The organism is Kitasatospora sp. NPDC004799 (assembly GCF_040609095.1).
In the GTDB taxonomy this organism is placed as follows: domain Bacteria; phylum Actinomycetota; class Actinomycetes; order Streptomycetales; family Streptomycetaceae; genus Kitasatospora.
In genome coordinates this window covers 1-22,699 of record NZ_JBEXJK010000099.1, presented here as the reverse complement: position 1 = coordinate 22,699, position 22,699 = coordinate 1, and the positions used below count along the sequence as shown (strand labels likewise).

Here is a 22,699-nt window from a genome sequence, read left to right as displayed (position 1 = left end):
AGGGTGGAGATCCGCACGTACCCGAGGCGGTGCGACTCCAGGGTGCCGTCGAACGGCCGCCCGGTGAACGCCCCGAGGATGAACCCGGACGAGCTCGTCGCGATCGACGTGCACACCCACGCCGAGGTCTCCGCCAAGGGCGGGGCCTCGCTCTCGGCCGAGCTGGACGCCGCCGCCGGCGCGTACTTCAAGGCCGGGCACCGCCACCCGACCCTGCCGGAGATCGCGGCCCACTACCGCGAGCGCAGGATGGCCTGCGTCGTCTTCACGGTGGACGCCGAGTCCGCCACCGGGACCCCACCGGTCCCGAACGAGGAGATCGCCGAGGCGGCGCTGGAGCACCCCGACGTGATCATCCCCTTCGCCGGGGTGGACCCGTACAAGGGGAAGGCGGCGGTGCGCCAGATCCGCCGCCTGGTCGAGGAGTTCGGGGTCAGGGGCTTCAAGTTCCACCCGAACATCCAGGCCTTTCACCCGAACGACCGGCTCGCCTACCCGCTGTACGAGGCGATCGAGGAGGCCGGCGCGATCGCCGTCTTCCACACCGGCCAGACCGGGATCGGCGCGGGCGCGCCCGGGGGCGGCGGCATCCGGCTGAAGTACTCCAACCCGATGGACGTGGACGACGTCGCCGCCGACTTCCCCGGGATGCGGATCGTCCTCGCCCACCCGTCCTTCCCCTGGCAGGACGAGGCGCTGGCGGTGGCCACCCACAAGCCGCAGGTGTACATCGACCTGTCCGGCTGGTCGCCCAAGTACTTCCCGCCGCAGCTCGTCCGGTACGCCAACAGCCTGCTCCAGGACAAGGTGCTGTTCGGCTCGGACTACCCGCTGATCTCCCCGGACCGCTGGCTCGCCGACTTCGCCGGGCTGCCGATCAAGGACGAGGTCCGCCCGAAGATCCTCAAGGAGAACGCGGCCCGGCTGCTCGGCCTGGCGCCCGCCGACGACGGGAAGTGAGGGGAGCCGATGCGCACCGCCGTACGGAACCAGGGCATCGGCTCCTGGCCCGCCCGTCGCGCCCGCCGCACCCCCCGGCGCACCGCGCTGGTCCACGAGGGCGCGGCCGTCGACTACGCCCTGCTGCACGAGCGATGTACCCGGCTGGCGCACGCGCTGCGGCAGGCGGGCGTCCGGCGCGGCGACCGGGTGGCCTTCCTCGGCCCGAACCACCCCGCCTACCTGGAGACCCTGTTCGCCGCCGGCCTGCTGGGCGCCGTCTTCGTCCCGCTCAACACCCGCCTCGCCGTGCCCGAACTCCGCTACCAGCTGGCCGACTCGGGCAGCTCGCTGCTGCTGGCGGCCCGTCAGCCGCGCGACACCGTGGGGCTGCTGGCCGACGGCGTGGAGGTCTGGCAGGCGGAAGGGGCGGCGTACGAGGAGCTGCTGGCCTCCGCGTCGGGCGAGCCGATCGACGAGGAGGTCGGCCCGGACGACCCCTGCCTGATCATGTACACCTCGGGCACCACCGGCCGGGCCAAGGGCGCCGTCCTCACCCACGGCAACATCCTCTGGAACAGCCTCAACGTGCTGGTCGACACCGACCTCACGAGCGAGGAGGTGGCCCTGGTCAGCGCACCGCTGTTCCACACCGGCGCGCTGAACATGAGCTGCCTGCCGGTGCTGCTCAAGGGCGGCACCGTGGTCCTGGAGTCCGCCTTCGACGCCGGCCGGACCCTGGAGCTGATCCAGCACCACCGGGTCACCTGCATGTTCGGCGTGCCGACCATGTACGACGCGGTGGCCGCCGCCCCGGCCTGGGAGCGGGCCGACCTGTCCAGCCTGCGGAACCTGCTCTGCGGCGGCGCCCCGGTGCCCGCCCGCACGGCGCGCGCCTACCTCGACCGGGGCCTCGACTTCGTCCAGGGCTACGGCATGACGGAGGCCTCGCCGGGCGCGCTGATCCTGCACCGCGCCGACGCCCGGGCGCACGCCGGCACCGCCGGGGTGCCGCACTTCTTCACCGAGGTCAGGGTGGTCGACCCGCTCGGCGGGGAGGCCGCGCCGGGGGAGGCGGGCGAGGTGCTGGTCGCCGGGCCCAACGTCACCCCCGGCTACTGGAACCTGCCCGAGGCGACGGCGGAGTCCTTCCGCGACGGCGGCTGGTTCCGCTCCGGCGACATCGCGACGGCCGACGCGGAGGGCTACGTCCGGCTGGTCGACCGGGTCAAGGACATGATCATCTCGGGCGGGGAGAACGTCTACCCGGCCGAGATCGAGGACGTCCTGCTGGAGCACCCGGCCGTCGCCGAGTGCGCCGTCATCGGGGTGGCCCACCCGGTCTGGGGCGAGGTGGGGCGGGCCGTGGTGGTCCTGCGCGAGGGCGCCGCCGCCGAACCCGCCGAGCTGCTCGCCCACCTGGACGGGCGGCTGGCCCGCTACAAGATCCCGAAGTCCGTCGTCCTCGCGCCCGAACTGCCGCGCAACGCGACCGGGAAGCTGCTCAAGGGCCCGATCCGGGCGCAGTTCTCCGACTGAGCCCTCCCGTCTCCCTTCCGCACCTCCGACTTCCGCACCTCCGACTTTCGAACCTCCGACTTCCGCACCTCCGACTTTCGAACCTTCGTACCTTCGACAAGGAGCACCACCATGTCCACCACCGTCCACGGCATCGAGGAGATCAGGGCCCAGGCCGGCGCCGACCTCGGGCACACGGCCTGGCGGGAGATCGCCCAGCCCCGGGTCGACCTGTTCGCCGACGCCACCGACGACCACCAGTGGATCCACACCGACGTCGAACGGGCCAAGGGCGGCCCGTTCGGCGGCACCATCGCGCACGGCTACCTCACCCTCTCGCTGCTCATCCCGCTCTGGAGCGAGCTGCTGGTGGTCGAGGGCGTCTCGATGGCCGTCAACTACGGCCTCAACAAGGTCCGCTTCCCCGCCCCGGTGCCGGTCGGCGCGAAGATCCGCGCCCACGGCGCGATCGTCTCGATCGAGGACGTCAAGGGCGGCGGCGTGGAGGTCGTGGTCGACCTCACCGTGGAGATCGACGGCTCCGCCAAGCCCGCCTGCGTGGCCCAGGCGGTGTACCGCTTCTACGCCTGAGTGCCGCAGCCCGAGCACCACAACCCCGAAGGGGGCAGCCGCTGTCGCAGCGACAGCCCCCTTCGGGGCGTCGGCGTGGCAGCGTGCGGAGCCTCCCGGGCGCCCGCACCGCCACGGCCGGGTGCCGCCTCAACTCACCGCCGCACCGCCCCGGTTGACCGAAGCTTTCCCGCTCCGGCCGAGCTGGAGGCGCGGACCTCCAGGCGGGTCGGGACGACGGCGCCGGTCGGCTCCCGGCTGCCGCTCTCCAGGGCGGCCATCAGCAGCTCGATGCCCTTCTCCGCGACGAGCGCGGGCTGGAGGCTGAGCGTGCTCACGGGCGGATGGGTGTGGGCGGCGGAGGCGTCCTCGCTCGCGCAGACCAGCAGCAGGTCGTCGGGCACGCCGAGCCCCGCCCGCCGGACCGCGTCCAGGACGAGCGGCGGGCTGGCCTCGGCGAGGACGAACAGGGCGTCCGGCCGGGGCCCGGGGCCGGTCAGCAGCCGTTCCACGGCGCCGACCACCGGGCCGTCGCCGGGCCCGTCGGTGGTCACCAGCCGGGGCGCCGCGCCGTGTTCGCCGCACCACCGCCGGTAGGTGTCCGTGACGGCGGAGTGGAAGCGGGTCACCGTGCCCGGCAGCACGACGGCGGTGCGCCGCGCGCCCTGGCCGCGCAGGTGGTCGAGCACCTCGCGGACCGCGCCGTCGGCGTCCACGTCCACCCAGTGGGTGCCGGGCCGGCCCTCGACGGAGCGGTCGGTGAACAGCGGGACGCGGGCCGCGATGAAGTCCTCGACGAGCGGGTCGTCGTCGAGCGGGTCGGCGACGATGGCGGCGTCGAGCGGCAGGTCGGCCCACTCGTCCGGTCCGCAGCGCGCGGGCAGCAGGACGAGGGCGTAGCCGCGCTGGAGGGCGGCGGTGGCGGTGGCGCTGGTGAGCTGGGCGAAGTACGGGGAGGCCATGTACGACCCGGGGTCGCGGGCGAACTCGCCGACGGCGTAGCCGATCAGCCGGGCGTGGCCGGCCCGCAGCAGCCGGGCGGTCGCGTTGGGCCGGTAGCCGAGGCGGCGGGCGGCCTCCCGGGCGCGCTCCCGGACGGTGTCGGACATCCGGCCGGTGCCGTTGAGCGCGGCGGAGACGGTGGTCTTGGACAGGCCGGCCTCGCGTGCCACGTCGACCAGGCGGATCCGGGGGGTGGCGGCCGGGTCGCCGCGGCGAGGGGTGTCGGTCATGGGCCGATGCTGCCAGTCCGGAGGGCGGTTCGTCAGTAGTCGCGACCTCTGAAAAATCGTTCCCGCAAAGCCTTGTGAAGGAACGTTCCCGCATCAATACTCCACTGCAACTCCCAGCCCCACGACCCGGAAAGGGGTGGGCCTCCGTGCGCCTTCTCCCGCGCCACTCCAGATCCACCACCCGCATCGCCGCCGGCGCCCTGCTGCTCGCGATGACCGCCACCGCCTGTTCCGGCGCCTCGCCCGAGCACGGCGGGGCCGCCGGCCCGGCCGGCGACCAGGTCACCGCGCTCACCCCGGCCGCCAAGGGGACGGTTCCGTCGTTCACCTGGTCGCTCTACGCGGAGCCGCAGTCGCTCGACTACGCGCTCGCCTTCGACTACCCGCCGAACACCGTGCTCGCCAACGTCTGCGAGCAACTCTTCCGCGTCACCCCGGACTTGAGGATCGAGCCGGGCCTGGCCGTGAAGTCCGCCAACCCCGACCCGCTGACCTGGGTGTACACCCTGCGCGAGGGCGTGCGGTTCCACGACGGGACGCCGATGACCGCCGACGACGTGGTCGCCTCGCTCAACCGGCAGATGGACCCGGAGACCGGCTCCTCCTGGGCGAGTGCCTTCAAGAACGTCGCCTCGATCAGCAGGTCCGGCCCGCTGGAGGTCACCGTCAGGCTGAACAGGCCCGACGTCCTGCTCGACGAACTGCTCGCCGCCTCGCCCGGCACCGTCGAGAGCGCCGCCTCCCTCGCCAAGGCCGGGAAGGACTACGGCAGCCCGAAGGGCGGCGTGAACTGCACCGGCCCGTACGCGATCGACGACTGGTCCCAGGGCGAGAGCATCACGCTGAAGAAGAACGCCGCCTACTGGGACGCCTCGCTCGCCCCGAAGGCCGACAGCGTGAAGTTCGTGTTCGTCGCCGACGCGGCCGCCCGCGCCAGCGGTTGGCTCTCCGGTGCCGTGGACGGCGGCTACATGGTCCCGTCCAGCTCGCTGGTGCAGATCCAGGGCTCCTCCCAGGGCAAGGTCTACTTCGGCCCCAACACCGCCGCCGCCGACCTCGCGGTGCTCGATCTCCACGGCACCCTGGGCGATCTGAAGGTCCGTCAGGCGCTGTCGATGGCGATCGACCGGGACGGGATCGTCAAGTCCGCCGCCGGCGGCATCGGCACCCCCACCAAGGCCCCGGCCGCCCAAGGGGCTTGGGCGCTCGCCCCGGAGCGCACCGCCGGCTACTTCGCCGCCCTGCCCGCGCCCGTCCACGACGTCGACGGGGCCCGCAAGCTCGTCCAGGAGGCCGGGGCGACCGGCAGGAAGGTGGTGATGGCGACCAGTTCGCTGGCCCCGGAGATCAGCGTGGTCGGCAACGCCGTCCAGTCGGCCGGCAAGCAGATCGGCCTGGACGTCGAGCTCAAGCCGGTCTCGCCGGACGCCTACTCGACGCTGTTCACCGACCCCGCCGCCCGGGCCGGCATCGACCTGGTGCTGACCAACGGCTACGACAACACCCCGGACCCGCTGGAGTTCTACCAGTCCCTGCACACCGGCGACTTCGGCAACTACGCCAACTGGTCCAACCCCGAGTTCGACGCCCTGTACGACCGGGCCGTGGCCGCCTCGGACGTGGCCACCCGGTCCGACCTCACCGCCGAGCTCCAGCGGATCGCCGTCCGCGAGCTCCCCTCGATCCCGCTCTACGAGGCGCCGTTCTCCGTCTTCCTGGGCAGCCGGATCACCGGCGCCCCGGCCGGCATCGCCCAGCTCTACTACCCCTGGGCCGCGACGATCGGCTCCGCGCGCTGATGACCAGGTACCTCCTCGGCCGGCTCCTCGGGCTGGCGGCGGTCCTGCTGGTGACCTCCTTCCTGGTCTTCAGCGCCGTGCACCTCGCCCCCGGGGACCCGGTGTCCTTCCTGCTCAAGGGCCATCCCGCGACCCCGGAGGCCCGGGCCGCGATCGCCGCCCAGTACCACCTGGACGACCCGTTCCTCGTCCAGTACCTGAAGTGGCTCGGCGGCGCCCTGCACGGGGACTTCGGCCGCTCGATCCAGTTCCGCCAGGACGTCACCGCGCTGCTCGGGTCGCGGCTGCCGGGCACCGCGCTGCTGATCGGCTACGCGGCCGTCCTGGTCTGCGTCGGCGGCGTGCTGACCGGCGCCCTGGCCGCGCTGCGCCGGGGCCCGCTCGACCGGCTGGTGCTGATCGGCACCGGCGTGGCCACCGCCACCCCGCCCTTCGTCACCGCGATCGGCCTGGTCTCGCTGTTCGCCGTCCAGCTCGGCTGGTTCCCCGGCCCGGGCTCCACCGGCACCGGACTCGCCGGCCGGCTCCACCAGCTGACGCTGCCCGCCTTCGCCCTCGCCCTGACCCTGGCCGGGCTGCTCGCCCGGGTGACCCGCTCGGCGATGCTGGACGAACTCGCCCGCGAGCACGTCGAGGTGGCCCGCTCCCGCGGCGTCCCCGAACGCGCGGTGATCCGCCGGCACGTGCTGCGCGGTGCCCTCGGGCCGATCGTCACCGTCGGCGGGACGACGCTGGCCGGCCTGCTGGTCAGCACCTCGATCGTGGAGACGGCCTTCAACGTCACCGGCGTCGGCCAGCTGCTGGTGCAGTCGGTGACGGCCAAGGACCTCCCCGTCGTCCAGGCCGTCACCCTGCTGATCGTCCTCGGCTTCGTCCTGGTCAACCTCCTCGTCGACCTGCTCGCGCCGCTGATCGACCCCCGGGTCGCGCTCGCCCCGGGAGACACCGCATGACCGCCGCGGCACTCACCGAACCCACCCGGCGCCCGCTGCTGCGCCGGCTGCGGGCACCGGGCGGCGGCCCCCTGTTCACCGCCGCCGTCCTGCTGCTCGGCGCGCTCGTGCTGGCCGCCGCGCTGGCGCCGCTGATCGCCCCGCACGACCCGGAGGCGCTGGACCTGCGGGCCCCGCTGGCCGGCAGCAGCGCCGACCACCTGCTCGGCACCGACCAGTCGGGGCGCGACGTGCTCTCCCGGCTGCTGTACGGCGCCCGCACCGGCCTGCTCGGCCCGCTGCTGGTCGTCGGCCTCTCCACGGTGCTCGGCATCCTGCTCGGCACGGTCGCCGGGTGGCGCGGCGGCTGGGTCGACACCCTGCTGTCCCGGCTGCTGGACCTGGTCTTCTCCGTCCCCGGCCTGCTGCTGGCGATCATGTTCGTGGCCGTCGGCGGACCGGGCCTGACCACCCCCGTGATCGCCATGTCCCTGGCCTACACCCCGTACGTTGGACGCCTGGTGCGCGGCCTGGCCCGGCAGGAGAAGGCCCGGCCGTACCTGGAGTCCTACCGCGTCCAGGGCTGGTCCGGCTGGACGATCTGCCTCCGGCACCTGCTGCCCAACATCGCCCCGACCGTGCTGGCGCAGTCGGCGATCAACTTCGGCTACGCGCTGATGGACCTCGCCGGGCTGTCCTTCCTCGGCTTCGGCGCCCAGCCGCCGGCCGCCGACTGGGGCGCGATGATCAACGAGGGGGAGTCCGCGCTGCAACGCGGAGCCATGCTGCCGGCGCTCGCGCCCTCGGTGTGCATCGTGCTGGCCGTGGTGGCCTTCGGCATCGTCGGCGAGGGCATCGCCGACCGGCTCGCGAGACGGGAGCGCTGAGATGACCTCCGCACTGTCGAAAACCCCGCCGGCGCCGACCCCGCCGCCGGGCACCGCCCTGCTGGAGATCGACCGGCTGAGCGTCCGGCTGCCCGCCGGCCGCGCCGCCCGGCCGATCCTGGACGAGGTGTCGCTGCACGTCGCACCGGGCGAGACGGTCGGGCTGGTCGGCGAGTCCGGCTCCGGCAAGTCCGTCGCCTGCCGCACCGTCCTCGGCCTGCTGCCCGAGGGCTCCCGCGCCGAGGGCCAGGTCCGGGTGCGCGGCCGCGACGTGCTCACGCTGGACCGCGCCGCCCTGCGCGAGCACCGGTCCCGCCGGGCCGCCATGGTCTTCCAGGACCCGCGCGCCTCGATCAACCCGCTGCACCGGATCGGCGAGTTCCTCACCGAGGGGCTGCGCGCCGCCGGCACTCCCGCCGACCAGGCCGCCGCCACGGCCGTGCGGCTCCTCGACGCCGTCGGCATCCGGGACCCGCACGGCGCGCTGCGCCGCCGGCCGCACGAGTTCTCCGGCGGCATGCTCCAGCGCGTGGTCATCGCCGCCGCCCTGGCCGGCGAGCCCGAGCTGCTGGTCGCCGACGAGCCCACCACTGCCCTCGACGTCACCACCCAGGCCGAGGTGATCGCCGTCCTCACCCGGCTGCAGGCCGAGCGCGGCACCGGACTGCTCTTCGTCACCCACGACCTGGAGCTCGCGGCCGCCGTCAGCGACCGCATCTACGTCATGTACGCGGGGCGGATCGTCGAGACCGGCACCACCGACGAGCTGTTCGCGCACCCGCGCCACCCGTACACCGCCGGCCTGCTCGCCTGCACCCCGCGGATCGATCCGGACGCCCCGCCGCCCCGGCCGATCCCCGGCCGCCCGCTCTCGCTCGCCGAGGCCGCGCCCGGCTGCGGCTTCGCCGCGCGCTGCGCGTTCGCCGAGGACCGCTGCTCGGTCGAGCGGCCCGACCTGCGCCCGTACGGCGACACCCTCGCCGCCTGTCTGCGCGCCGACGAAGGGATCCTGTCGTGAGCGGGTCGAGCGGGTCGAGCGGGTCGACCGGGCTGGTGGTCCAGGGCCTCTGCAAGGCCTTCGGCGCCCGGACGGTGGTGGACGGGGTCTCCTTCCGCCTCCCGCCGGGCGGCTCGCTGGGGGTGGTGGGGGAGTCCGGCTGCGGCAAGACCACCACCGCCCGGATGCTCGTCGGGCTGGAGCGGCCCGACGCGGGCACCGTCCACCTGGACGGCGCGGACCGCTCGGTGCGCCCGTCCGGCCGCGCCGGGCGGCTGGCCCACGCCCGCGGCGTCCAGCTGGTCTTCCAGGACCCGTACCTCTCGCTGGACCCGAGGATCACCGTGGGCGGCTGCCTGGACGAGGTGCTGCGGCTGCACTTCGGGTGGGACCGGGAGCGGCGCCGCCGGCGGGTGGCGGAGCTGCTCGACCAGGTCGGCCTCGGCGAGCGCGAGGCCGCGGCCCTGCCCCGCCGCCTCTCCGGCGGGCAGCGCCAACGCGTGGCCATCGCACGGGCGTTGGCCGCCGAACCGCGGGTGCTGATCCTGGACGAGGCGGTGGCCGCGCTCGACGTGTCCATCCAGGCGCAGATCCTCGACCTGCTCGCCGGGATCCGCCGCGCGTCCGGAATCGCGTTCCTGTTCGTCAGCCACGACCTCGCGGTGGTGCGCCACCTCACCGACGAGGTGGTCGTGCTGCGGGACGGCCGGGTGGTCGAGGCCGGGCCGACCCCGCGGGTGCTCACCGCACCGCGGCACCCGTACACCCGGCTGCTGCTGGACTCGGTGCCCCGCCGGGGCTGGGATCCGGGGCGGATCGCCGAAGGGAGGGCGTCGGCCTGACGCCTGCGGCCGACTCCGAGCCGCCGGGCCCCTGCTGTGGGGGGAGGGGCCCGGCTACCCGGCCGCCGGGGGCAGGGCGCCGCCGGCGGTGCCGAGGCTTCGGTACAGCCGGTCCAGGTAGCGGCGCAGCTGCTCGGTCATGTCCACCGACTCCGGGTCGAGCACCCACTGCAGCTGCAGCCCGTCCATGACCGCCAGCAGCTGCCGGGCCTCGGACTCGCAGTCGGTGTCGGGCCGCAGCTCGCCGCTGTCCACCCCCCGCCGCAGCGACTGGGCGGCGTAGGCGACCAGGGTGCGGTAGCGGCGGGCGAAGAAGGCGTGCGCCGGATGGTCCGGGTCCCCGGACTCGCCGACCAGGGCGTTGAACATCCGGGTGCGGCCCGGCCGGCGGCTGTTGTGGGCGCTCAGGCCGAGCAGCCGGTGGAACCACTCGGCGACGGTCGCGCACTCCTCGGCGAAGAACCGCTCGGTGTCGTGCTCGTCGCTCGCCTCCAGCACCGAGACCAGCAGGGCCTCCTTGGTGCGGAAGTGGTGCAGCAGCCCGCCCTGGGTGATGCCGACGTCCTTGGCGATCCGGGCGAGCGAGGTGGCGTGGAAGCCCCACTGGGCGAAGTGCTCGACGGCGGTGTCCAGGATGCGCGAGCGCCGCTCGTCGCCCACCGCGTAGGTGCCGCGTGCCGAACCCCTGCCCGTGCCCCGGGCCGTAGACCCGTCCTTGACGTCCATGCCTGTCACCTTAGTCACCGGAGCGGGCCGATCGGCCACCGCGACGGGCCGTCCGTGATCTTGTGGCCTGGGTCACATGTTGAAAACCTACTACCTACTCGGTTTTCGTGGTTCGCTGTCTGCGCACCCCGAGACGGCGCTCCGAGCCGCCCGGCCGGCCCCACCCGGCCCCCGGCCGGAGCCGAGCCGCGCCGTCCTCCGGGCTCCCCCTCCCCACGTACCCGCCCCGCGGGACCAGCGGCCCAGGAGTAACCGGCATGACCACCACCGACAGCGCTGTCGGCGCCCCGAGGCCCCAGGAGGCCCCGCCCCCGACTCCCGGCGGCCGCCGCCGCATCGGCCGCCTGCTACCGATGCTCACCCTCGGCAACGCCGCGCTGTACCTCGTCTACCTGGGCATCGGACAGGTGCTGCTGCCCGCCCAGATCGAACTCGTCGACCCGGACGGCAAGGTCGCCGCCCTCGGCTGGGTCTCCGGCGTCGCGGCCGTCTTCGCGACGCTGTTCAACCCGCTCGCCGGCCTGCTCTCCGACCGCTCCCGGCGCCGCAACCCGTGGATCCTCGGCGGCGGCCTCGCCTCCTTCGCGGCCCTCGCGCTGCTCGGGCAGGTCCGCACCGTCCTGCTGGTCACCATCGTCTGGTGCCTGGTCCAGGCCGCGATGAACGTCTACCAGGCCGCGCTCACCGCCGTGGTGCCCGACCAGGTGCCCGCCGAGCGGCGCGGGCTGGCCTCGGCCATGGTCGGCATCGGCACCCCGATCGGCTCAGTCGTCGGCGTCACCCTCGCCACCCGCTACGTGCCGGACTCGCTCGGCACCGGCTACCTCGTGCTCGGCGCGGCCGTCGCCGTTGCGGCCGTGCTGTTCGTCGCGGTGGTCCGCGAGGAGCGGCTGCCGGCCGTCGAACCCGCGCCGCTGCGGCGGCAGTTGGCCGCCTTCGCCGACACCCTGCGGGTCGCCGACTTCCGCTGGGCCTTCATCGGCCGGTTCCTGATGATGCTCGGCTTCTTCGCCGTCTCGCTGTTCCAGTACTACATCCTCCAGGACCACATCGACCTGCCCGGCGACCTGGACGCGGCCGGCGCCCAGGCCGTGCTGGCCCCGATCGACGCCGTCTGCACGTTGGCCGCCACCCTCCTCGGCGGCTGGCTCGCCGACCGGCTCGGGCGGTGCAAGCCGCTGATCGCGGTCTCCTGCGTGCTGGCCGCCGCGACCATGACCGTCCCGGTGCTGATGCCGGACTGGACCGGGATGCTGGTCTACACCGCCCTGGCCGGCGTCGCCTTCGGCTGCTTCATGGTCGTGGACACCGCGATGGTCACCCTGGTGCTGCCGAGCGCCGACGACGCCGCCCGCGACCTCGGCGTGCTGAACATCGCCAACGCCGGACCGCAGATCATCGCCCCCTTCGTCGCCTCGCTGGTGGTCGGCCTGGCCGGCTACGACGCCCTCTACCTGGTCGGCGCGCTGATCATCCTCGCCGGGGCGCTCGCCGTGGCCCCGATCAGGACCGTCCGCTGAGCCGTCTTCCCGTACCGCGACACCCCCGCACCACCCAGGAGTTCCGCCCCGTGCACACCACCGCCACCGCCGTCCACCCGTACCAGGACCCGGCCCGCCCGGTCGACGAGCGGGTCGCCGACCTGCTGGCCCGGATGACCCTGGAGGAGAAGGCCGGCCTGCTCTTCCACACCATGATCCCGATGAACCCGGACGGCCGCCCGGTCGAGGCGGCGGACGGGCCCGACGCCGACTTCCCCGCCGACACCACCGGACTGATCCGCGGCCAGGGCCTGAACCACTTCAACCTGGTCGGCACCGCCGGCCCCCGGCAGCTCGCCGAGTGGCACAACGCGGTGCAGGAGATCGCCGCCGGCACCCGGCTCGGCATCCCGGTCACCGTCTCCACCGACCCCCGGCACTCCTTCACCCTCAACATCGGCGCCTCCATCCAGGCCGGCGCCTTCTCCGCCTGGCCCGAGGCGATCGGCCTCGCGGCCGTCCGCGACCCCGAACTCGTGCACCGCTTCGCCGACACCGCCCGCCAGGAGTACCTGGCCGTCGGGCTGCGGGTCGCCCTGCACCCGCAGATCGACCTCGCCACCGAGCCCCGCTGGTCCCGCCAGATGGGCACCTTCGGCGCCGACGCCGCGCTCACCTCGGAACTCGTCCAGGCCTACATCCGGGGCTTCCAGGGCGAGCGCCTCGGCCCCGACAGCGTCGCCACCATGGTCAAGCACTTCCCCGGCGGCGGCCCGCAGAAGGACGGCGAGGACCCGCACTTCCCGCACGGCAAGGAGCAGGTCTACCCCGGCGGCCTGCGCGAGCTGCACCTCGCGCCGTTCCGCGCCGCGATCGCGGCCGGCGCCGCGCAGATGATGCCGTACTACGGCCAGCCGATCGGCACCGACTGGGAGGAGGTCGGGTTCGGGTTCAACCGGGGCGTGGTCACCGGCCTGCTCCGGGAGGAGCTGGGCTTCGGCGGCGTCGTCTGCACCGACTGGGGGCTGCTCACCGACGACGAGATCTTCGGCGAGCCGCACCAGGCCCGGGCCTGGGGCGTGGAGCACCTCACCGTCGCCGAGCGCGCGGCCAAGGCGCTGGACGCCGGCGTCGACCAGTTCGGCGGCGAGGAGTGCCCCGAGGTGGTGGTCGGACTCGTCCGCTCGGGGCGGATCGCGGAGCAGCGGATCGACGACTCCGTCCGGCGCCTGCTGCGCGAGAAGTTCGTGCTCGGGCTCTTCGACGACCGCCGCTACGTCGACCCGGACGCCGCCGAGGAGACCGTCGGCAGGGCCGAGTTCCGGGCCGCCGGGGCCGCCGCCCAGCGCCGCTCGCTCACCGTCCTGGTCAACCGCGAGCGCACCCTGCCCGTCACCCGGACCGCTCCCTGGCTCTACACCGAGGGCCTCGACCGCGCGGTCGTCTCCCGCTACGGCCGGTTGGCCGCCTACCCGGGGGAGGCCGACCTCGCGGTGCTGCGGCTGTTCACCCCGTACGAGTACCGCCCGAACCGCTTCGAGTCGATGTTCCACTCCGGCCGCCTCGACTTCCCGGAGTCCGAACTCGCCGCGATCCTCCGGGTGCTGGACGAGGTGCCGACCGTCGTCCTGATCAACCTGGAGCGGCCCGCCGTCATCCCGGAGATCGCCGAGCGGGCCGCCGCCGTGGTCGCGGACTTCGGCGCGAGCGACGAGGCGATGCTCGACGTCGTCTTCGGCCGCGCCCGCGCCGAGGGCCGGCTGCCCTTCGAACTGCCGCGCTCGATGGCGGCCGTCGAGGCCTCCCGCCCGGACGTCCCGCACGACACCGCCGACCCGCTCTTCCCGTACGGCGCAGGCCTCTCCCTCTGACCTCCCCCCCGCCACCCGCCAGGAAGGGACCCCCATGAGACCCCGGACCCGAAGACTCACCGCCCTCGCCGCCGCGACCGCCGTGCTGACCGCCGGCGCCTCGGCCTCCGCCACCGCCGCTCCCGTCTCCGGCCCCGCGTCCGCCGCCACCGCCCGCCCGCTGGCCGGCCTGCGGGTGCTGCTCACCAACGACGACTCCATGCGGGCCGCCAAGGCCTCCAACGCCGACGGCCTAGGCCTCTACGAGCTGCGCCGCGCCCTCTGCGCGGCCGGGGCGGACGTCGTGGTGACGGCGCCCTGGCAGGTGCAGTCCGGCCGGGGCACCGCCGTCAGCAACGGCGGCACCCTCACCCTGAGCCACCGCGCCGACCTCCCGGCCGGCTACCGGGACGACTGCGCGGGAGCGCCGTCCGGTGCCCCGGTCTACGGGGTCTGCCTCTCGGCCGGGCCCTGCGGCCCGGACAGCCCGAGCGCCACGCCCGCCGACACCGTCAAGCTCGCGCTGCGGGCCGCTCTCGCCGCCCGGGTCGGCTGGACGGACGGCCCCGACCTGGTGGTCACCGGCATCAACTCCGGTGCCAACGTGAGCGCCCAGGTCAACGACTCCGGCACGGTCGGCGCCGCCCTGGCCGCCGTCGAGGAGGGCGTGCCGGCCGTCGCCTTCTCCTCGGCCGGCGACGACAGCGGCGCGTTCTTCCCGCTCGCCGACTACCGGGCCGCCGCCGACTTCGCCGCCCGCCTGCTGGCCGGGCTGCGCACCCGGGGCCTGTTCAGCCCGCACCTCGCGCTCAAGGTCGACTACCCGGACGTCACCGGCGGCCGCCCCGCCGGGCCCGCCCGCTGGACCACCGTCGGCCACGGCCGCGAGGTCTGGCACGCCTACGAGCCCGTCGGCGCCGACGGCTTCGCCATCACGCTCGAGGTGTGCGAGCACCGCCCCGGCGAGGCCTGCACCGAGACCGTCCGTGACGCGGACGCGCTCGCCCTGCTGCGCGACGGCAGGGTCTCCGTCACCCCCGTCACGCCCGATCGCACCTACGGTGTCCGGACGGCCGACCCCCAGGAGCTGAACCGGCTCCGCCACTACATCGAGCAGGAGGCGCCGCGCCCGTGACGCCCGCAGGAGAGCACGACATGACCAGCACGGCACCGCAGGACCACCCGGTCGTCCCGACCCGCCACGGCCCGGTGCGCGGCGAGCGCCGGGCCGACGGCAGCAGCCGCTTCCTGGGGATCCCGTACGCCCGACCGCCAATCGGCGAGCTGCGGTTCGCCGCGCCGGTGCCGCCCCGGCCGTGGACCGAGGTGCTGGACGCGACGCGGTACGGGCCGACCGCGCAGCGCCGTCCGTTCGGCGAGGTCACCACCATCCCCGAACCGACGGTCCCGGGCGCGGGCATCCTCAACCTCAACGTCTTCACCCCGGACCTCGCCCCGGCGGCCGGACGGCCGGTGCTGGTCTGGATCCACGGCGGCGGCTTCGTCGCCGGCAGCGCGGCGAGCCCCTGGTACGACGGCGCGGCCTTCAACCGGGACGGCGTGGTCGTGGTGTCGATCGGCTACCGGCTCGGCATCGAGGGCTTCCTGCACCTGTCCGACGCCCCCGACAACCGGGGCGTGCGGGACTGGGTCGCCGCGCTGGAATGGGTGCGGGACAACATCGCCTCCTTCGGCGGCGATCCGGCCCTGGTCACCGTCGCCGGGCAGTCGGCCGGCGGCGGCGCCGTCCAGACGCTGCTCGCGACCCCCGCCGCCCGGGGGCTGTTCCGCGCGGCGATCTCGGCCTCCGGCGCGGTGATGACCCCGCAGGACCGGGCCACCGCCGAGGCGGTCAGCCGGGCCTTCGCCGCCCGCACCGGCGTCCCCGCCACGGCGGCCGCCCTCCGGGACGCCACCGACACCGAGCTGCTGGCCCTCCAGGACGCGCTCGACTCCGGCGGGCCGGACCCGGACGGACTGCCCGCCCTGCGCCTCGCGCCGTTCGCCGACGGCGAGTTGGTCCCCGTGCCGGTACCGGAGGCGCTTCCCGACGCGGACGTCCCGCTGCTGCTCGGCTTCACCGCGCACGAGTTCGCCGCCCCGGCCGATGAGGTCGCCGCGGCCCCGCTGCCGGAGGGCGAACTGCTCGGCCTGCTCGGCGCGTTGGGCCTGGAAGACGGCAGCCGGGCCGCCCGCTTCCTGGCCGAGAACCCGGGCGCGGCGGGCGGCGACGCGATCACCGACTGGCTGTTCCGCGCCCCCGCCGTGGCCCTCGCCGAGGCCCGGGCCGAACGCGAACGGCCCACCTGGCTCTACCAGTTCGACTGGTCCGGCAGCGCCCCCGGCCGCACCGGCCAGGCCTACCACTGCCTCGACCTGCCGTTCGCCTTCGACCTGCTGCCCGCCGAGGGCGTCGAGGCCGCCCTCGGTGCCGAGCCGCCGCAGGCCCTGGCCGACGCCGTCCACGGCGCCTGGGTCGCCTTCGTCCGCGACCTCGCCCCGGGCGCCGGGTGGCCCCCGTACCGGGACGGCCGCGCCACCATGCGCTGGCACGCCGAACCGCGGGTGGAGCACGACCCGCTGCGCGCCGTCCGGGAGATCTGGCTCCCCTGAGGAAGCCGACAGAACGCGCGTACGGCCCGGAGCCGCTCCCGGGCCGTACGCGTACCGGAGGACGCCGGGCGGGCTACCGCGCCACCCGGCGGCGGCGCCGGTAGTAGGCGAAGGTGAGGGCGAGCACCAGCGGGCCCCAGAGCACGAACAGGCCGCTGACCACCGCCGCGAGCGCCCGCCACCAGCCGTTGACGTACGGGGCGTCCTCGAAGCCGGCGAGGTGGAAGGTGGTGAGCACCCAGTCCGCCGTCAGCGCGGTGAGCGCGAGGCCGGCGACGGTGGCGGGGACGAGCACCACGGACGGGCGGATCGGCCGGCCGCCCAGGCCGGGCACCCAGGGCGGCACCACCTCGCCCGAGCGCCGCACCAGGCAGGAGCAGAGCAGCGCGAACGCCTCGGAGAGGAGGCTGAGCGTGCCGACGTAGCCGACGCCGGCCCAGAGCGGGAGCTCCATGCGGGGCAGGTCCATCCCCATCAGGAACCCGAAGCCGATCGGCAGGCGCCAGAGGCAGACCGGCAGGCCGAGCCAGGGGATCGCGCGCGCGGTCCGCTCGGCCCAGCGCGGGACGGGACGTTCGGTTCGGTGGATCGTTGTGCTCGTCACGGCTCCAGCGTGCCGAGCCGGCGGCGGAGCGGGATCCCGCGTGCGGACGATCCGCCTCCCCTGCCCGGGGGAGGGCGCCGTCGTCCCCCGGGCAGGGGAGGCCCTACGCCCGGACGATGACCACCGGGCAGTCGGCGTGCTGCGCGCAGTGGATGCTCACCGAGCCGAGCAGCGCGCGGGTGAAGCCGCCGTGGCCGTGGGTGCCGACCACCAGCACCTCGGCGCCCCTGGAGGCGTCCAGCAGGACGTCCGACGGGTCGCCCATGACCATGGTCTGGCGGACCTCCGCCCGGCAGTCGTCGCCGAGCACGGTGTGCAGCTCGTCGGCGAAGCGCCGCTCGGCCAGCTCCCGGTCGAAGGTCGGGTCGACCACCGGCGCCGACCAGCCGAAGTGGCTCGGCGGCTCCCAGGCACCCACCGCCTCCACCACCCCGCCGATCCGCTCGGCGTGCCGGGCCGCCCAGCGCAGCGCGGCGTACGACGACGGCGAGCCGTCGACGCCGACCACGACGCGGGGCGCGGAGTCGTTCGCGTTCATCTGCACCGTCCTGTGGATCGTCGCCCCCCTGACCACGGTGCTGGCCCCCGGGCGGCGCCGCCACCACGGCCCGGCACCCGGGTGACGGCGGCCGGCCCGGGGCCCCGGGAGGTGTCAGCCGTTGACGCCCAGCTGGGCCATCAGGGTCGCGTTGTCCTCGATGTGCCAGTCCTCGACGATCCGGTCGGTGCCGACGTGCTGGATGTCGATGGCGTTGAACTCGACACGCTGGCCCTGGCCCCGCACGCCGCCGAAGGTGCCGGTGAAGTGGCCGCGGAACACCAGCCGGGCGGTGATGTCGTCCCCGGCGATCAGGACGTCGGACAGCTCGCAGGTCAGGTCCGGCACCGCGGCCCGGAAGTTCCGCGAGGCGAAGACCGGCCCGGCGGGGCCCTGGGGGCGGCCGGCCGGCAGGGTGTTGTCCCGGAACCGCGGGCTGATCGCGGCGTCCAGGTACCGCTGCTGCCCGGTGTTCCAGAAGGTGTACAGCTGCTGCGCCAGGTGGACCTCCTGGGCCGCGCGCCGGGCGCCGATCGAGCGGTCCACGGTGAGCGCCTTCGGCTGGACGAGCCCGGGCGTGCGGTCGACCAGGCGCTGCGGCCAGTCGCGGGCGGAGTCGTGGCCGCCGTCGTGGACGGGGGCGGCCGCGGCGGTGCCGCCGGCCAGGGCGGCCACCGCCGCGAGGACGGCGGCGGTACGGATCAGGGTGCGCGAGCGCATGGGGACGGCTCCTCGGATCGGGGTGGTCGCGCCCGCGGGTCGGGGCGCGAGGGGGTCACCGGCCGGTCGGCGGTGCCGACCGGCCGGTGGCGTGGACGGGCCGGTCGCTACGGAGGTCAGGCCAGCCGGCCGCCGCCGTCGACGTGCAGCACCGTGCCGGTCACGTACGGGTTGTCGATGACGTAGAAGACGGCCTTCACCAGGTCCTCCGGGGCGCCGACTCGCCGGGCCGGGTTGCGCTCGGCCACCCCGCGCAGGAACGCCTCCTTGTCGGCGCCCAGGCCGTCCCAGGAACCGGTGTCGACGATGCCGGGGGAGACGGCGTTGACCCGGATCGGCGCGATCTCCACCGCCAGCGCCTGCACCAGGAAGGCCAGCGCGCCGTTGGTGGTGGCCATCACGGTGCGCGCGGGCGCCGGGCGCCACGCGGCCACCCCGGAGAAGAAGGTGAACGAGCCGCGCTCGGAGACCTGCCCGGCCAGGTGCTTGGCCAGCAGCAGCGGGCCGATCACCTTCGCGGCGAACGCCCGCTGCACGTCGGCCGCCTCGAGCTCGCGCAGCGGGCCGTTGGCGGGCATCGCGGCGGTCGAGACTAGGTGGTCGAAGCGGCCGGCCTTCGCGGCGAAGTCGGCGATCGACCGCTCGTCGGCGAGGTCGAGGGCGATCACCTCGGACGGGCCGGACAGCTCCCCGGCCGTCCACTCCAGCTTGCGCGGGTCCGGGCCGGCCAGCACGAGCGAGGCGCCGGCCGCCGAGGCGGCCTTGGCCAGGGCCTGCCCGGTGCGGGAACCGGCGCCGACCACGACGAGCCGCTCGCCCTGGAGCGAGGTGGTGCCGGGCCTGGGGACGGAGAAGGACATGGTGGAACTCCTGGGGATCGTCGGGGTGTTCGGCCGCCCGCTGCTTCCTGCGGCGGCCACACCCCGACCCTCTCCCGGCCTCCCGTGATGAGTCCAAGGCTTGTTTTCTACCCCAGCGATAAAATCCGTTCATGGCAACACCGACGCTCAGGCAGCTCGAATACCTGGCCACCGTGGTCGACACCGGATCGTTCACCCGGGCGGCCGAACAGCTGCACGTCACCCAGCCCGCGCTCTCCCACCAGATCAGGGCCCTGGAGGGCGCCCTCGGCGGCCCGCTGCTGGAGCGCCTGCCGCGCGCCGTGCGGCTCACCCCGATGGGCCGGGCGGTCCTGCCGCACGCCCGCGCCGCGCTGGCCGAGGTCGACCGGCTGCAGGCGGCGGCCCGCCGGACGGCCGGCCTGGAGGAGGGCGAACTGGAGGTCGCCGTCGTCTACTCGGTCAGCCTCGGGATCCTCCCGCCGGTGCTGCGGGACTGGCACCGCCGGCACCCCGGCGTGCGCATCAGGCTGCGCGAGTACGCCCACACCGACCGGCTCCAGGAGGCCATGGCCGCGGGCCGCGCCGACCTCGCCATCGGCCCGGCGCCGACCGGCTGGGAGGGGCCGATCCGGGAGCTGGGCGTCGAGGAGTTCACCGTCGTGCTGCCCGCCGAGGACCCGCTGGCCGACCGCCCCGCCGGCACCGTCGCGCTGGCCGAACTCGCCGACCGGGACTGACGCCGGGCGTCAGGAGCGCGGGACCAGGTCCAGGTAGGTGTCGTGCCAGAGGTCCTCGTCGCCGTCCGGCAGGATCAGGACGCGGTCCGGGCGGAGGGCCTCGATGGCGCCCGGGTCATGGGTGACCATCACGATCGCGCCCGGGTAGGTGCCGACCGCCGCGAGGACCTCCGTGCGGGAGGCCGGGTCGAGGTTGTTGGTCGGCTCGTCGAGCAGGAGGACGTTGGCGCCGGAGTGCGCCAGGGCCGCCAGGGCGAGCCGGGTCTTCTCGCCGCCGGACAGCACCCCGGCCGGCTTGTCGACGTCGTCGCCCCGGAACAGGAACGCGCCGAGCACGTGCCGCAGTTCGCCGTCGGTCAGGACGGGCGCGGCCTCGGCGAGGTTGTCGCGGACGCTGTGCGCCGGATCGAGGGTGTCGTGCTCCTGGGCGAAGTAGCCGAGCCGCAGACCGGCGCCGGGGACGACGCGACCGGAGTCCGGCGTCTCCCGGCCGGCCAGGACGCGCAGCAGGGTCGTCTTGCCGGCCCCGTTCGGGCCGAGCACGACGAGCCGGCTGCTGCGGTCCACGGCCAGGTCCAGTCCGGTCAGCACCGGCCGCCCGCCGTAGGACTTGGCGAGGCTGATCGCGCCGAGCGGAATCCGGCCGCACGGGGCGGGCTCGGGCAGGCGGATCCGGGCGGTGCGCTCGGCCTGCCGGACGGGTTCGAGCCCGGCGAGCATCCGGTCGGCCCGGCGGGCCATGCTGCGGGCGGTGGTCGCGGTGGCGACGTTGGCCCGCATCCGGTCGGCCTGCGCGTGCAGGGAGGCGGCCTTGCGCTCGGCGTTGGCCCGCTCCCGGGCGCGGCGGCGCTCGTCGGCGGCGCGCTGGGTCAGGTAGGCCTGCCAGCCGGTGTTGTGGACGTCGATCGCGGCGCGCTGCGGGTCCAGGTGGAAGACCCGGTTGACGGTGTCCGCCAGCAGCCCGAGGTCGTGACTGATCAGCACCAGCCCGCCCCGATGGGCGGCGAGGAAGCCGCGCAGCCAGGCCACGGATTCGGCGTCCAGGTGGTTGGTCGGCTCGTCCAGCAGCAGGGTGCCGTGGTCGGCGAACAGGATGCGGGCCAGCTCGACCCGGCGGCGCTGACCGCCGGAGAGCGTGCCGACGGGGGAGTCCATCACCCAGGTGGGCAGTCCGAGCCCGGCCGTGACCCGGGCCGCCTCGGCCTCGGCGGCGTAGCCGCCCCGGGACTGGAACCCGGCCTCGGCCCGGACGTACGCGTCCATCGCCCGGCGCTCCTCGCCCGGCGACCCGGCCCGGGCCATCGCCGCCTCGGCGGCGCGCAGGGCGCGGACGGCGGCGTCCAGGCCGCGGGCGGACAGGATGCGGTCGGTGACGGTGGCCGTCGGGTCGGCGGCGCGCGAGTCCTGCGGGAGGTAGCCGACGGTCCCGGTCCGGGTGACGGTGCCGGCGGCGGGCGCCAGCTGCCCGGCCAGGGTGGCGAGCAGGGTGGTCTTGCCGGCGCCGTTGCGGCCGACCAGGCCGATCCGGTCGCCGGGGGCGACGTGCAGGGTGACGTCGGACAGCAGCAGACGGGCGCCGACGCGCACGTCGACACCACGAGTGGTGATCATGGGGTAACGCTCCGAGTTTTCCAGCGGGCGGACGGGTGGCGTGGAAGCGGGCCGTCGGCTAGGAGATTCGGGGCGTAGACATAGGGGGCACGGTAGCGGGTGGGGCGCTACAGACGCATTCGAATTAATGGGCCCGCTCGACTTCATGGGCCCGCCCGACGGGGCGGGCGGCACCGGTGCGACGGGCGTCGCGGTTTTCGGCCACGCCGTACGGTGGGTGGCGCACGGGGCCGTCTTGTCGTGGCCGCGCCGCAATCGCTTGCATGTCCGCATGGCCCGACGCGATCTCGTACTCCTGACCGATCACAGCTCGACCGAAGGCAGCCGGAAGGTGCTCGCCGCCGCCGCGCGGACGCTGGTGGGCCGGGAGCCGGTACAGCTGGACGCCCGGCACTTCATGGCCGGCGGCAGCGGCCGGATCGAGGCGGACGACGCGGGCGGGTTCCGGCTGGAGGCCGGCGGCCGGACGGTGACCTCCGACACGGTGATCGTCTACGAGATCCCGCCGCACCGGCGCCGCGCGTTCGAGGACTGCCAGCGGCGGCTGCGCGGATTCGGTGCCCGCTCGCTCGGCACCGACGCCGAGGCGTGGCGGGCGGCCACCGAGAAGGACCTCACCGTCGCCCGCTTCGTCCGGGACGGCGTGCCGCACATGCCCAGCATCGCGCTCTCCGCTCCGAGCCCGGAGGCCGCCGCCGAGGCCTTCGCGGAACTCGGCGGCGACGTCTGGGCCCGGCCCTGCGTCGGGATGGGCGGCGACGACGTCTTCCACGTCACCACCCGCGCCCAGCTCGACGCCGCCGCGCGGCACTACGCGCGGACCGGGACGGACTGGCTGATCGCCCGCGACGCCCGGAACTTCCTCCCCGACGGGCGGCGCCACCAGTACCGGGTGGTGGTGCTGCACGGGCGCGTGGTCCGGGTGGTCGAGCACGTCCAGGCGGACCCGGACGCGCCCTGCAACGAGAGCCGGGGCGCCGTCTCCACCCTGCTCGACTACACCGAACTCCCGGACGGGCTCGCGGAGTCGGCCGTCGCGGCGGCCGCCTCCCTGGGGCTCGACCTCGCCGGGGTGGACCTCGCGGCCGAGAGCGGCGGGGTGGTCTTCGAGGTCAACGTCCACCCCGCCTTCGGCCGGCGCGGCCTGGAACAGGTGGCGCTGCCGTACGTGGCCGCGCACCTCGGCGAGTAGCGCCCCGGCAGCTGTCTCGGTGCCCCCGATCGGCGCGGGCAGCCCGCCGGGCAGCCGGTCCACGGTGCC

21 protein-coding genes are annotated in these 22,699 nt (G+C 74.9%); 14 read left to right on the top strand and 7 right to left on the bottom strand.

The window, feature by feature from the left end; translation table 11 throughout:
- Positions 1-78: 78 nt before the first annotated feature.
- From ABZW03_RS15485 to ABZW03_RS15475, 3 genes are all read left to right on the top strand, one after another.
- Positions 79-960, top strand: coding sequence for an amidohydrolase family protein (locus ABZW03_RS15485; protein ID WP_355257277.1), 882 nt, complete (start codon positions 79-81; stop codon positions 958-960).
- Between the two features lie 9 nt (positions 961-969).
- Positions 970-2,478 carry a long-chain fatty acid--CoA ligase gene (locus ABZW03_RS15480; protein WP_355257271.1) on the top strand — a complete coding sequence of 503 codons (1,509 nt, stop codon included), beginning with the start codon at positions 970-972 and terminating at the stop codon, positions 2,476-2,478.
- A gap of 111 nt (positions 2,479-2,589) precedes the next feature.
- Positions 2,590-3,048, top strand: coding sequence for a MaoC family dehydratase (locus tag ABZW03_RS15475; RefSeq protein WP_355257268.1), 459 nt, complete (start codon positions 2,590-2,592; stop codon positions 3,046-3,048).
- A 134-nt stretch (positions 3,049-3,182) separates the two neighbouring features.
- On the opposite strand, the gene ABZW03_RS15470 is transcribed toward ABZW03_RS15475, so the two are convergent.
- Positions 3,183-4,259 (bottom strand): LacI family DNA-binding transcriptional regulator, encoded by a 1,077-nt coding sequence (locus tag ABZW03_RS15470; protein ID WP_355257265.1) that lies wholly within the window; start codon positions 4,257-4,259, stop codon positions 3,183-3,185.
- A 146-nt stretch (positions 4,260-4,405) separates the two neighbouring features.
- Here ABZW03_RS15470 and ABZW03_RS15465 point away from each other — a divergent pair, with 146 nt between their 5' ends.
- The 5 genes from ABZW03_RS15465 to ABZW03_RS15445 are packed head-to-tail and all read left to right on the top strand — an operon-like array spanning position 4,406 to position 9,716.
- Positions 4,406-6,058, top strand: a complete 1,653-nt coding sequence (locus ABZW03_RS15465; protein WP_355257262.1) for an ABC transporter substrate-binding protein — start codon at positions 4,406-4,408, stop codon at positions 6,056-6,058.
- Complete coding sequence (locus ABZW03_RS15460; protein WP_355257259.1) at positions 6,058-7,011, top strand: ABC transporter permease; 954 nt, start codon at positions 6,058-6,060, stop codon at positions 7,009-7,011. Before ABZW03_RS15465 ends, ABZW03_RS15460 begins: the two co-directional genes overlap by 1 nt.
- Positions 7,008-7,877, top strand: a complete 870-nt coding sequence (locus ABZW03_RS15455; protein ID WP_355257256.1) for an ABC transporter permease — start codon at positions 7,008-7,010, stop codon at positions 7,875-7,877. The genes ABZW03_RS15460 and ABZW03_RS15455 overlap by 4 nt, the downstream gene beginning before the upstream one ends.
- A 1-nt stretch (position 7,878) precedes the next feature.
- Complete coding sequence (locus tag ABZW03_RS15450) at positions 7,879-8,895, top strand: ABC transporter ATP-binding protein (protein WP_355257254.1); 1,017 nt, start codon at positions 7,879-7,881, stop codon at positions 8,893-8,895.
- Between the two features lie 32 nt (positions 8,896-8,927).
- Entirely contained in the window at positions 8,928-9,716 is a 789-nt protein-coding gene (locus tag ABZW03_RS15445; protein WP_355257274.1) for an ATP-binding cassette domain-containing protein, read from the top strand.
- A 54-nt stretch (positions 9,717-9,770) separates the two neighbouring features.
- Here ABZW03_RS15445 and ABZW03_RS15440 read toward each other — a convergent pair whose 3' ends face one another.
- Positions 9,771-10,442 (bottom strand): TetR/AcrR family transcriptional regulator, encoded by a 672-nt coding sequence (locus ABZW03_RS15440; RefSeq protein ID WP_355257251.1) that lies wholly within the window; start codon positions 10,440-10,442, stop codon positions 9,771-9,773.
- A 257-nt stretch (positions 10,443-10,699) separates the two neighbouring features.
- Between ABZW03_RS15440 and ABZW03_RS15435 the strand changes: the two genes are divergently transcribed.
- Genes ABZW03_RS15435 through ABZW03_RS15420 form a run of 4 tightly spaced genes read left to right on the top strand, consistent with a single transcriptional unit; the run spans position 10,700 to position 16,386 of the window.
- Entirely contained in the window at positions 10,700-11,962 is a 1,263-nt protein-coding gene (locus ABZW03_RS15435) for an MFS transporter (protein WP_355257248.1), read from the top strand.
- Between the two features lie 50 nt (positions 11,963-12,012).
- Positions 12,013-13,794 (top strand): glycoside hydrolase family 3 N-terminal domain-containing protein, encoded by a 1,782-nt coding sequence (locus ABZW03_RS15430; RefSeq protein ID WP_355257246.1) that lies wholly within the window; start codon positions 12,013-12,015, stop codon positions 13,792-13,794.
- Between the two features lie 34 nt (positions 13,795-13,828).
- The gene (locus ABZW03_RS15425; protein WP_355257243.1) at positions 13,829-14,908 is read left to right on the top strand and encodes a 5'/3'-nucleotidase SurE; all 1,080 of its coding nucleotides are present in this window, start codon (positions 13,829-13,831) and stop codon (positions 14,906-14,908) included.
- Positions 14,909-14,928: 20 nt separating this feature from the next.
- Positions 14,929-16,386, top strand: coding sequence for a carboxylesterase family protein (locus tag ABZW03_RS15420; protein ID WP_355257240.1), 1,458 nt, complete (start codon positions 14,929-14,931; stop codon positions 16,384-16,386).
- 73 nt (positions 16,387-16,459) lie between these two features.
- Here ABZW03_RS15420 and ABZW03_RS15415 read toward each other — a convergent pair whose 3' ends face one another.
- The 4 genes from ABZW03_RS15415 to ABZW03_RS15400 form a co-directional block, all read right to left on the bottom strand.
- The gene (locus ABZW03_RS15415; RefSeq protein ID WP_355257237.1) at positions 16,460-16,990 is read right to left on the bottom strand and encodes a hypothetical protein; all 531 of its coding nucleotides are present in this window, start codon (positions 16,988-16,990) and stop codon (positions 16,460-16,462) included.
- Between the two features lie 103 nt (positions 16,991-17,093).
- A complete protein-coding gene (locus ABZW03_RS15410) occupies positions 17,094-17,528 on the bottom strand; it encodes a universal stress protein (protein ID WP_355257233.1) in 435 nt (144 codons plus the stop codon).
- Between the two features lie 114 nt (positions 17,529-17,642).
- A complete protein-coding gene (locus ABZW03_RS15405) occupies positions 17,643-18,248 on the bottom strand; it encodes an ester cyclase (protein WP_355257230.1) in 606 nt (201 codons plus the stop codon).
- 116 nt (positions 18,249-18,364) lie between these two features.
- Positions 18,365-19,108, bottom strand: coding sequence for an SDR family oxidoreductase (locus ABZW03_RS15400; RefSeq protein ID WP_355257223.1), 744 nt, complete (start codon positions 19,106-19,108; stop codon positions 18,365-18,367).
- 131 nt (positions 19,109-19,239) lie between these two features.
- Between ABZW03_RS15400 and ABZW03_RS15395 the strand changes: the two genes are divergently transcribed.
- Positions 19,240-19,827: a LysR family transcriptional regulator gene (locus ABZW03_RS15395; RefSeq protein WP_355257220.1), complete on the top strand. Its 588-nt coding sequence runs from the start codon at positions 19,240-19,242 to the stop codon at positions 19,825-19,827.
- A gap of 9 nt (positions 19,828-19,836) precedes the next feature.
- Here the strand turns inward: ABZW03_RS15395 and ABZW03_RS15390 are convergent, their stop codons facing one another.
- Positions 19,837-21,438, bottom strand: coding sequence for an ABC-F family ATP-binding cassette domain-containing protein (locus tag ABZW03_RS15390; protein ID WP_355257217.1), 1,602 nt, complete (start codon positions 21,436-21,438; stop codon positions 19,837-19,839).
- Between the two features lie 271 nt (positions 21,439-21,709).
- Between ABZW03_RS15390 and ABZW03_RS15385 the strand changes: the two genes are divergently transcribed.
- A complete protein-coding gene (locus tag ABZW03_RS15385; protein ID WP_355257214.1) occupies positions 21,710-22,630 on the top strand; it encodes an alpha-L-glutamate ligase in 921 nt (306 codons plus the stop codon).
- Positions 22,631-22,699: the final 69 nt, after the last annotated feature.

Excerpts from the sequence above, each read along its gene's own strand:
- ABZW03_RS15385 (WP_355257214.1), top strand. The coding sequence starts at position 21,710 with ATGGCCCGACGCGATCTCGTACTCCTGACCGATCACAGCTCGACCGAA.
- ABZW03_RS15400 (WP_355257223.1), bottom strand. The coding sequence starts at position 19,108 with ATGTCCTTCTCCGTCCCCAGGCCCGGCACCACCTCGCTCCAGGGCGAG.
- ABZW03_RS15450 (WP_355257254.1), top strand. The coding sequence starts at position 7,879 with ATGACCTCCGCACTGTCGAAAACCCCGCCGGCGCCGACCCCGCCGCCG.
- ABZW03_RS15420 (WP_355257240.1), top strand. The coding sequence starts at position 14,929 with ATGACCAGCACGGCACCGCAGGACCACCCGGTCGTCCCGACCCGCCAC.
- ABZW03_RS15395 (WP_355257220.1), top strand. The coding sequence starts at position 19,240 with ATGGCAACACCGACGCTCAGGCAGCTCGAATACCTGGCCACCGTGGTC.
- ABZW03_RS15435 (WP_355257248.1), top strand. The coding sequence starts at position 10,700 with ATGACCACCACCGACAGCGCTGTCGGCGCCCCGAGGCCCCAGGAGGCC.
- ABZW03_RS15390 (WP_355257217.1), bottom strand. The coding sequence starts at position 21,438 with ATGATCACCACTCGTGGTGTCGACGTGCGCGTCGGCGCCCGTCTGCTG.
- ABZW03_RS15460 (WP_355257259.1), top strand. The coding sequence starts at position 6,058 with ATGACCAGGTACCTCCTCGGCCGGCTCCTCGGGCTGGCGGCGGTCCTG.
- ABZW03_RS15455 (WP_355257256.1), top strand. The coding sequence starts at position 7,008 with ATGACCGCCGCGGCACTCACCGAACCCACCCGGCGCCCGCTGCTGCGC.
- ABZW03_RS15485 (WP_355257277.1), top strand. The coding sequence starts at position 79 with ATGAACCCGGACGAGCTCGTCGCGATCGACGTGCACACCCACGCCGAG.
- ABZW03_RS15405 (WP_355257230.1), bottom strand. The coding sequence starts at position 18,248 with ATGCGCTCGCGCACCCTGATCCGTACCGCCGCCGTCCTCGCGGCGGTG.
- ABZW03_RS15425 (WP_355257243.1), top strand. The coding sequence starts at position 13,829 with ATGAGACCCCGGACCCGAAGACTCACCGCCCTCGCCGCCGCGACCGCC.
- ABZW03_RS15440 (WP_355257251.1), bottom strand. The coding sequence starts at position 10,442 with ATGGACGTCAAGGACGGGTCTACGGCCCGGGGCACGGGCAGGGGTTCG.
- ABZW03_RS15475 (WP_355257268.1), top strand. The coding sequence starts at position 2,590 with ATGTCCACCACCGTCCACGGCATCGAGGAGATCAGGGCCCAGGCCGGC.
- ABZW03_RS15480 (WP_355257271.1), top strand. The coding sequence starts at position 970 with ATGCGCACCGCCGTACGGAACCAGGGCATCGGCTCCTGGCCCGCCCGT.
- ABZW03_RS15410 (WP_355257233.1), bottom strand. The coding sequence starts at position 17,528 with ATGAACGCGAACGACTCCGCGCCCCGCGTCGTGGTCGGCGTCGACGGC.
- ABZW03_RS15470 (WP_355257265.1), bottom strand. The coding sequence starts at position 4,259 with ATGACCGACACCCCTCGCCGCGGCGACCCGGCCGCCACCCCCCGGATC.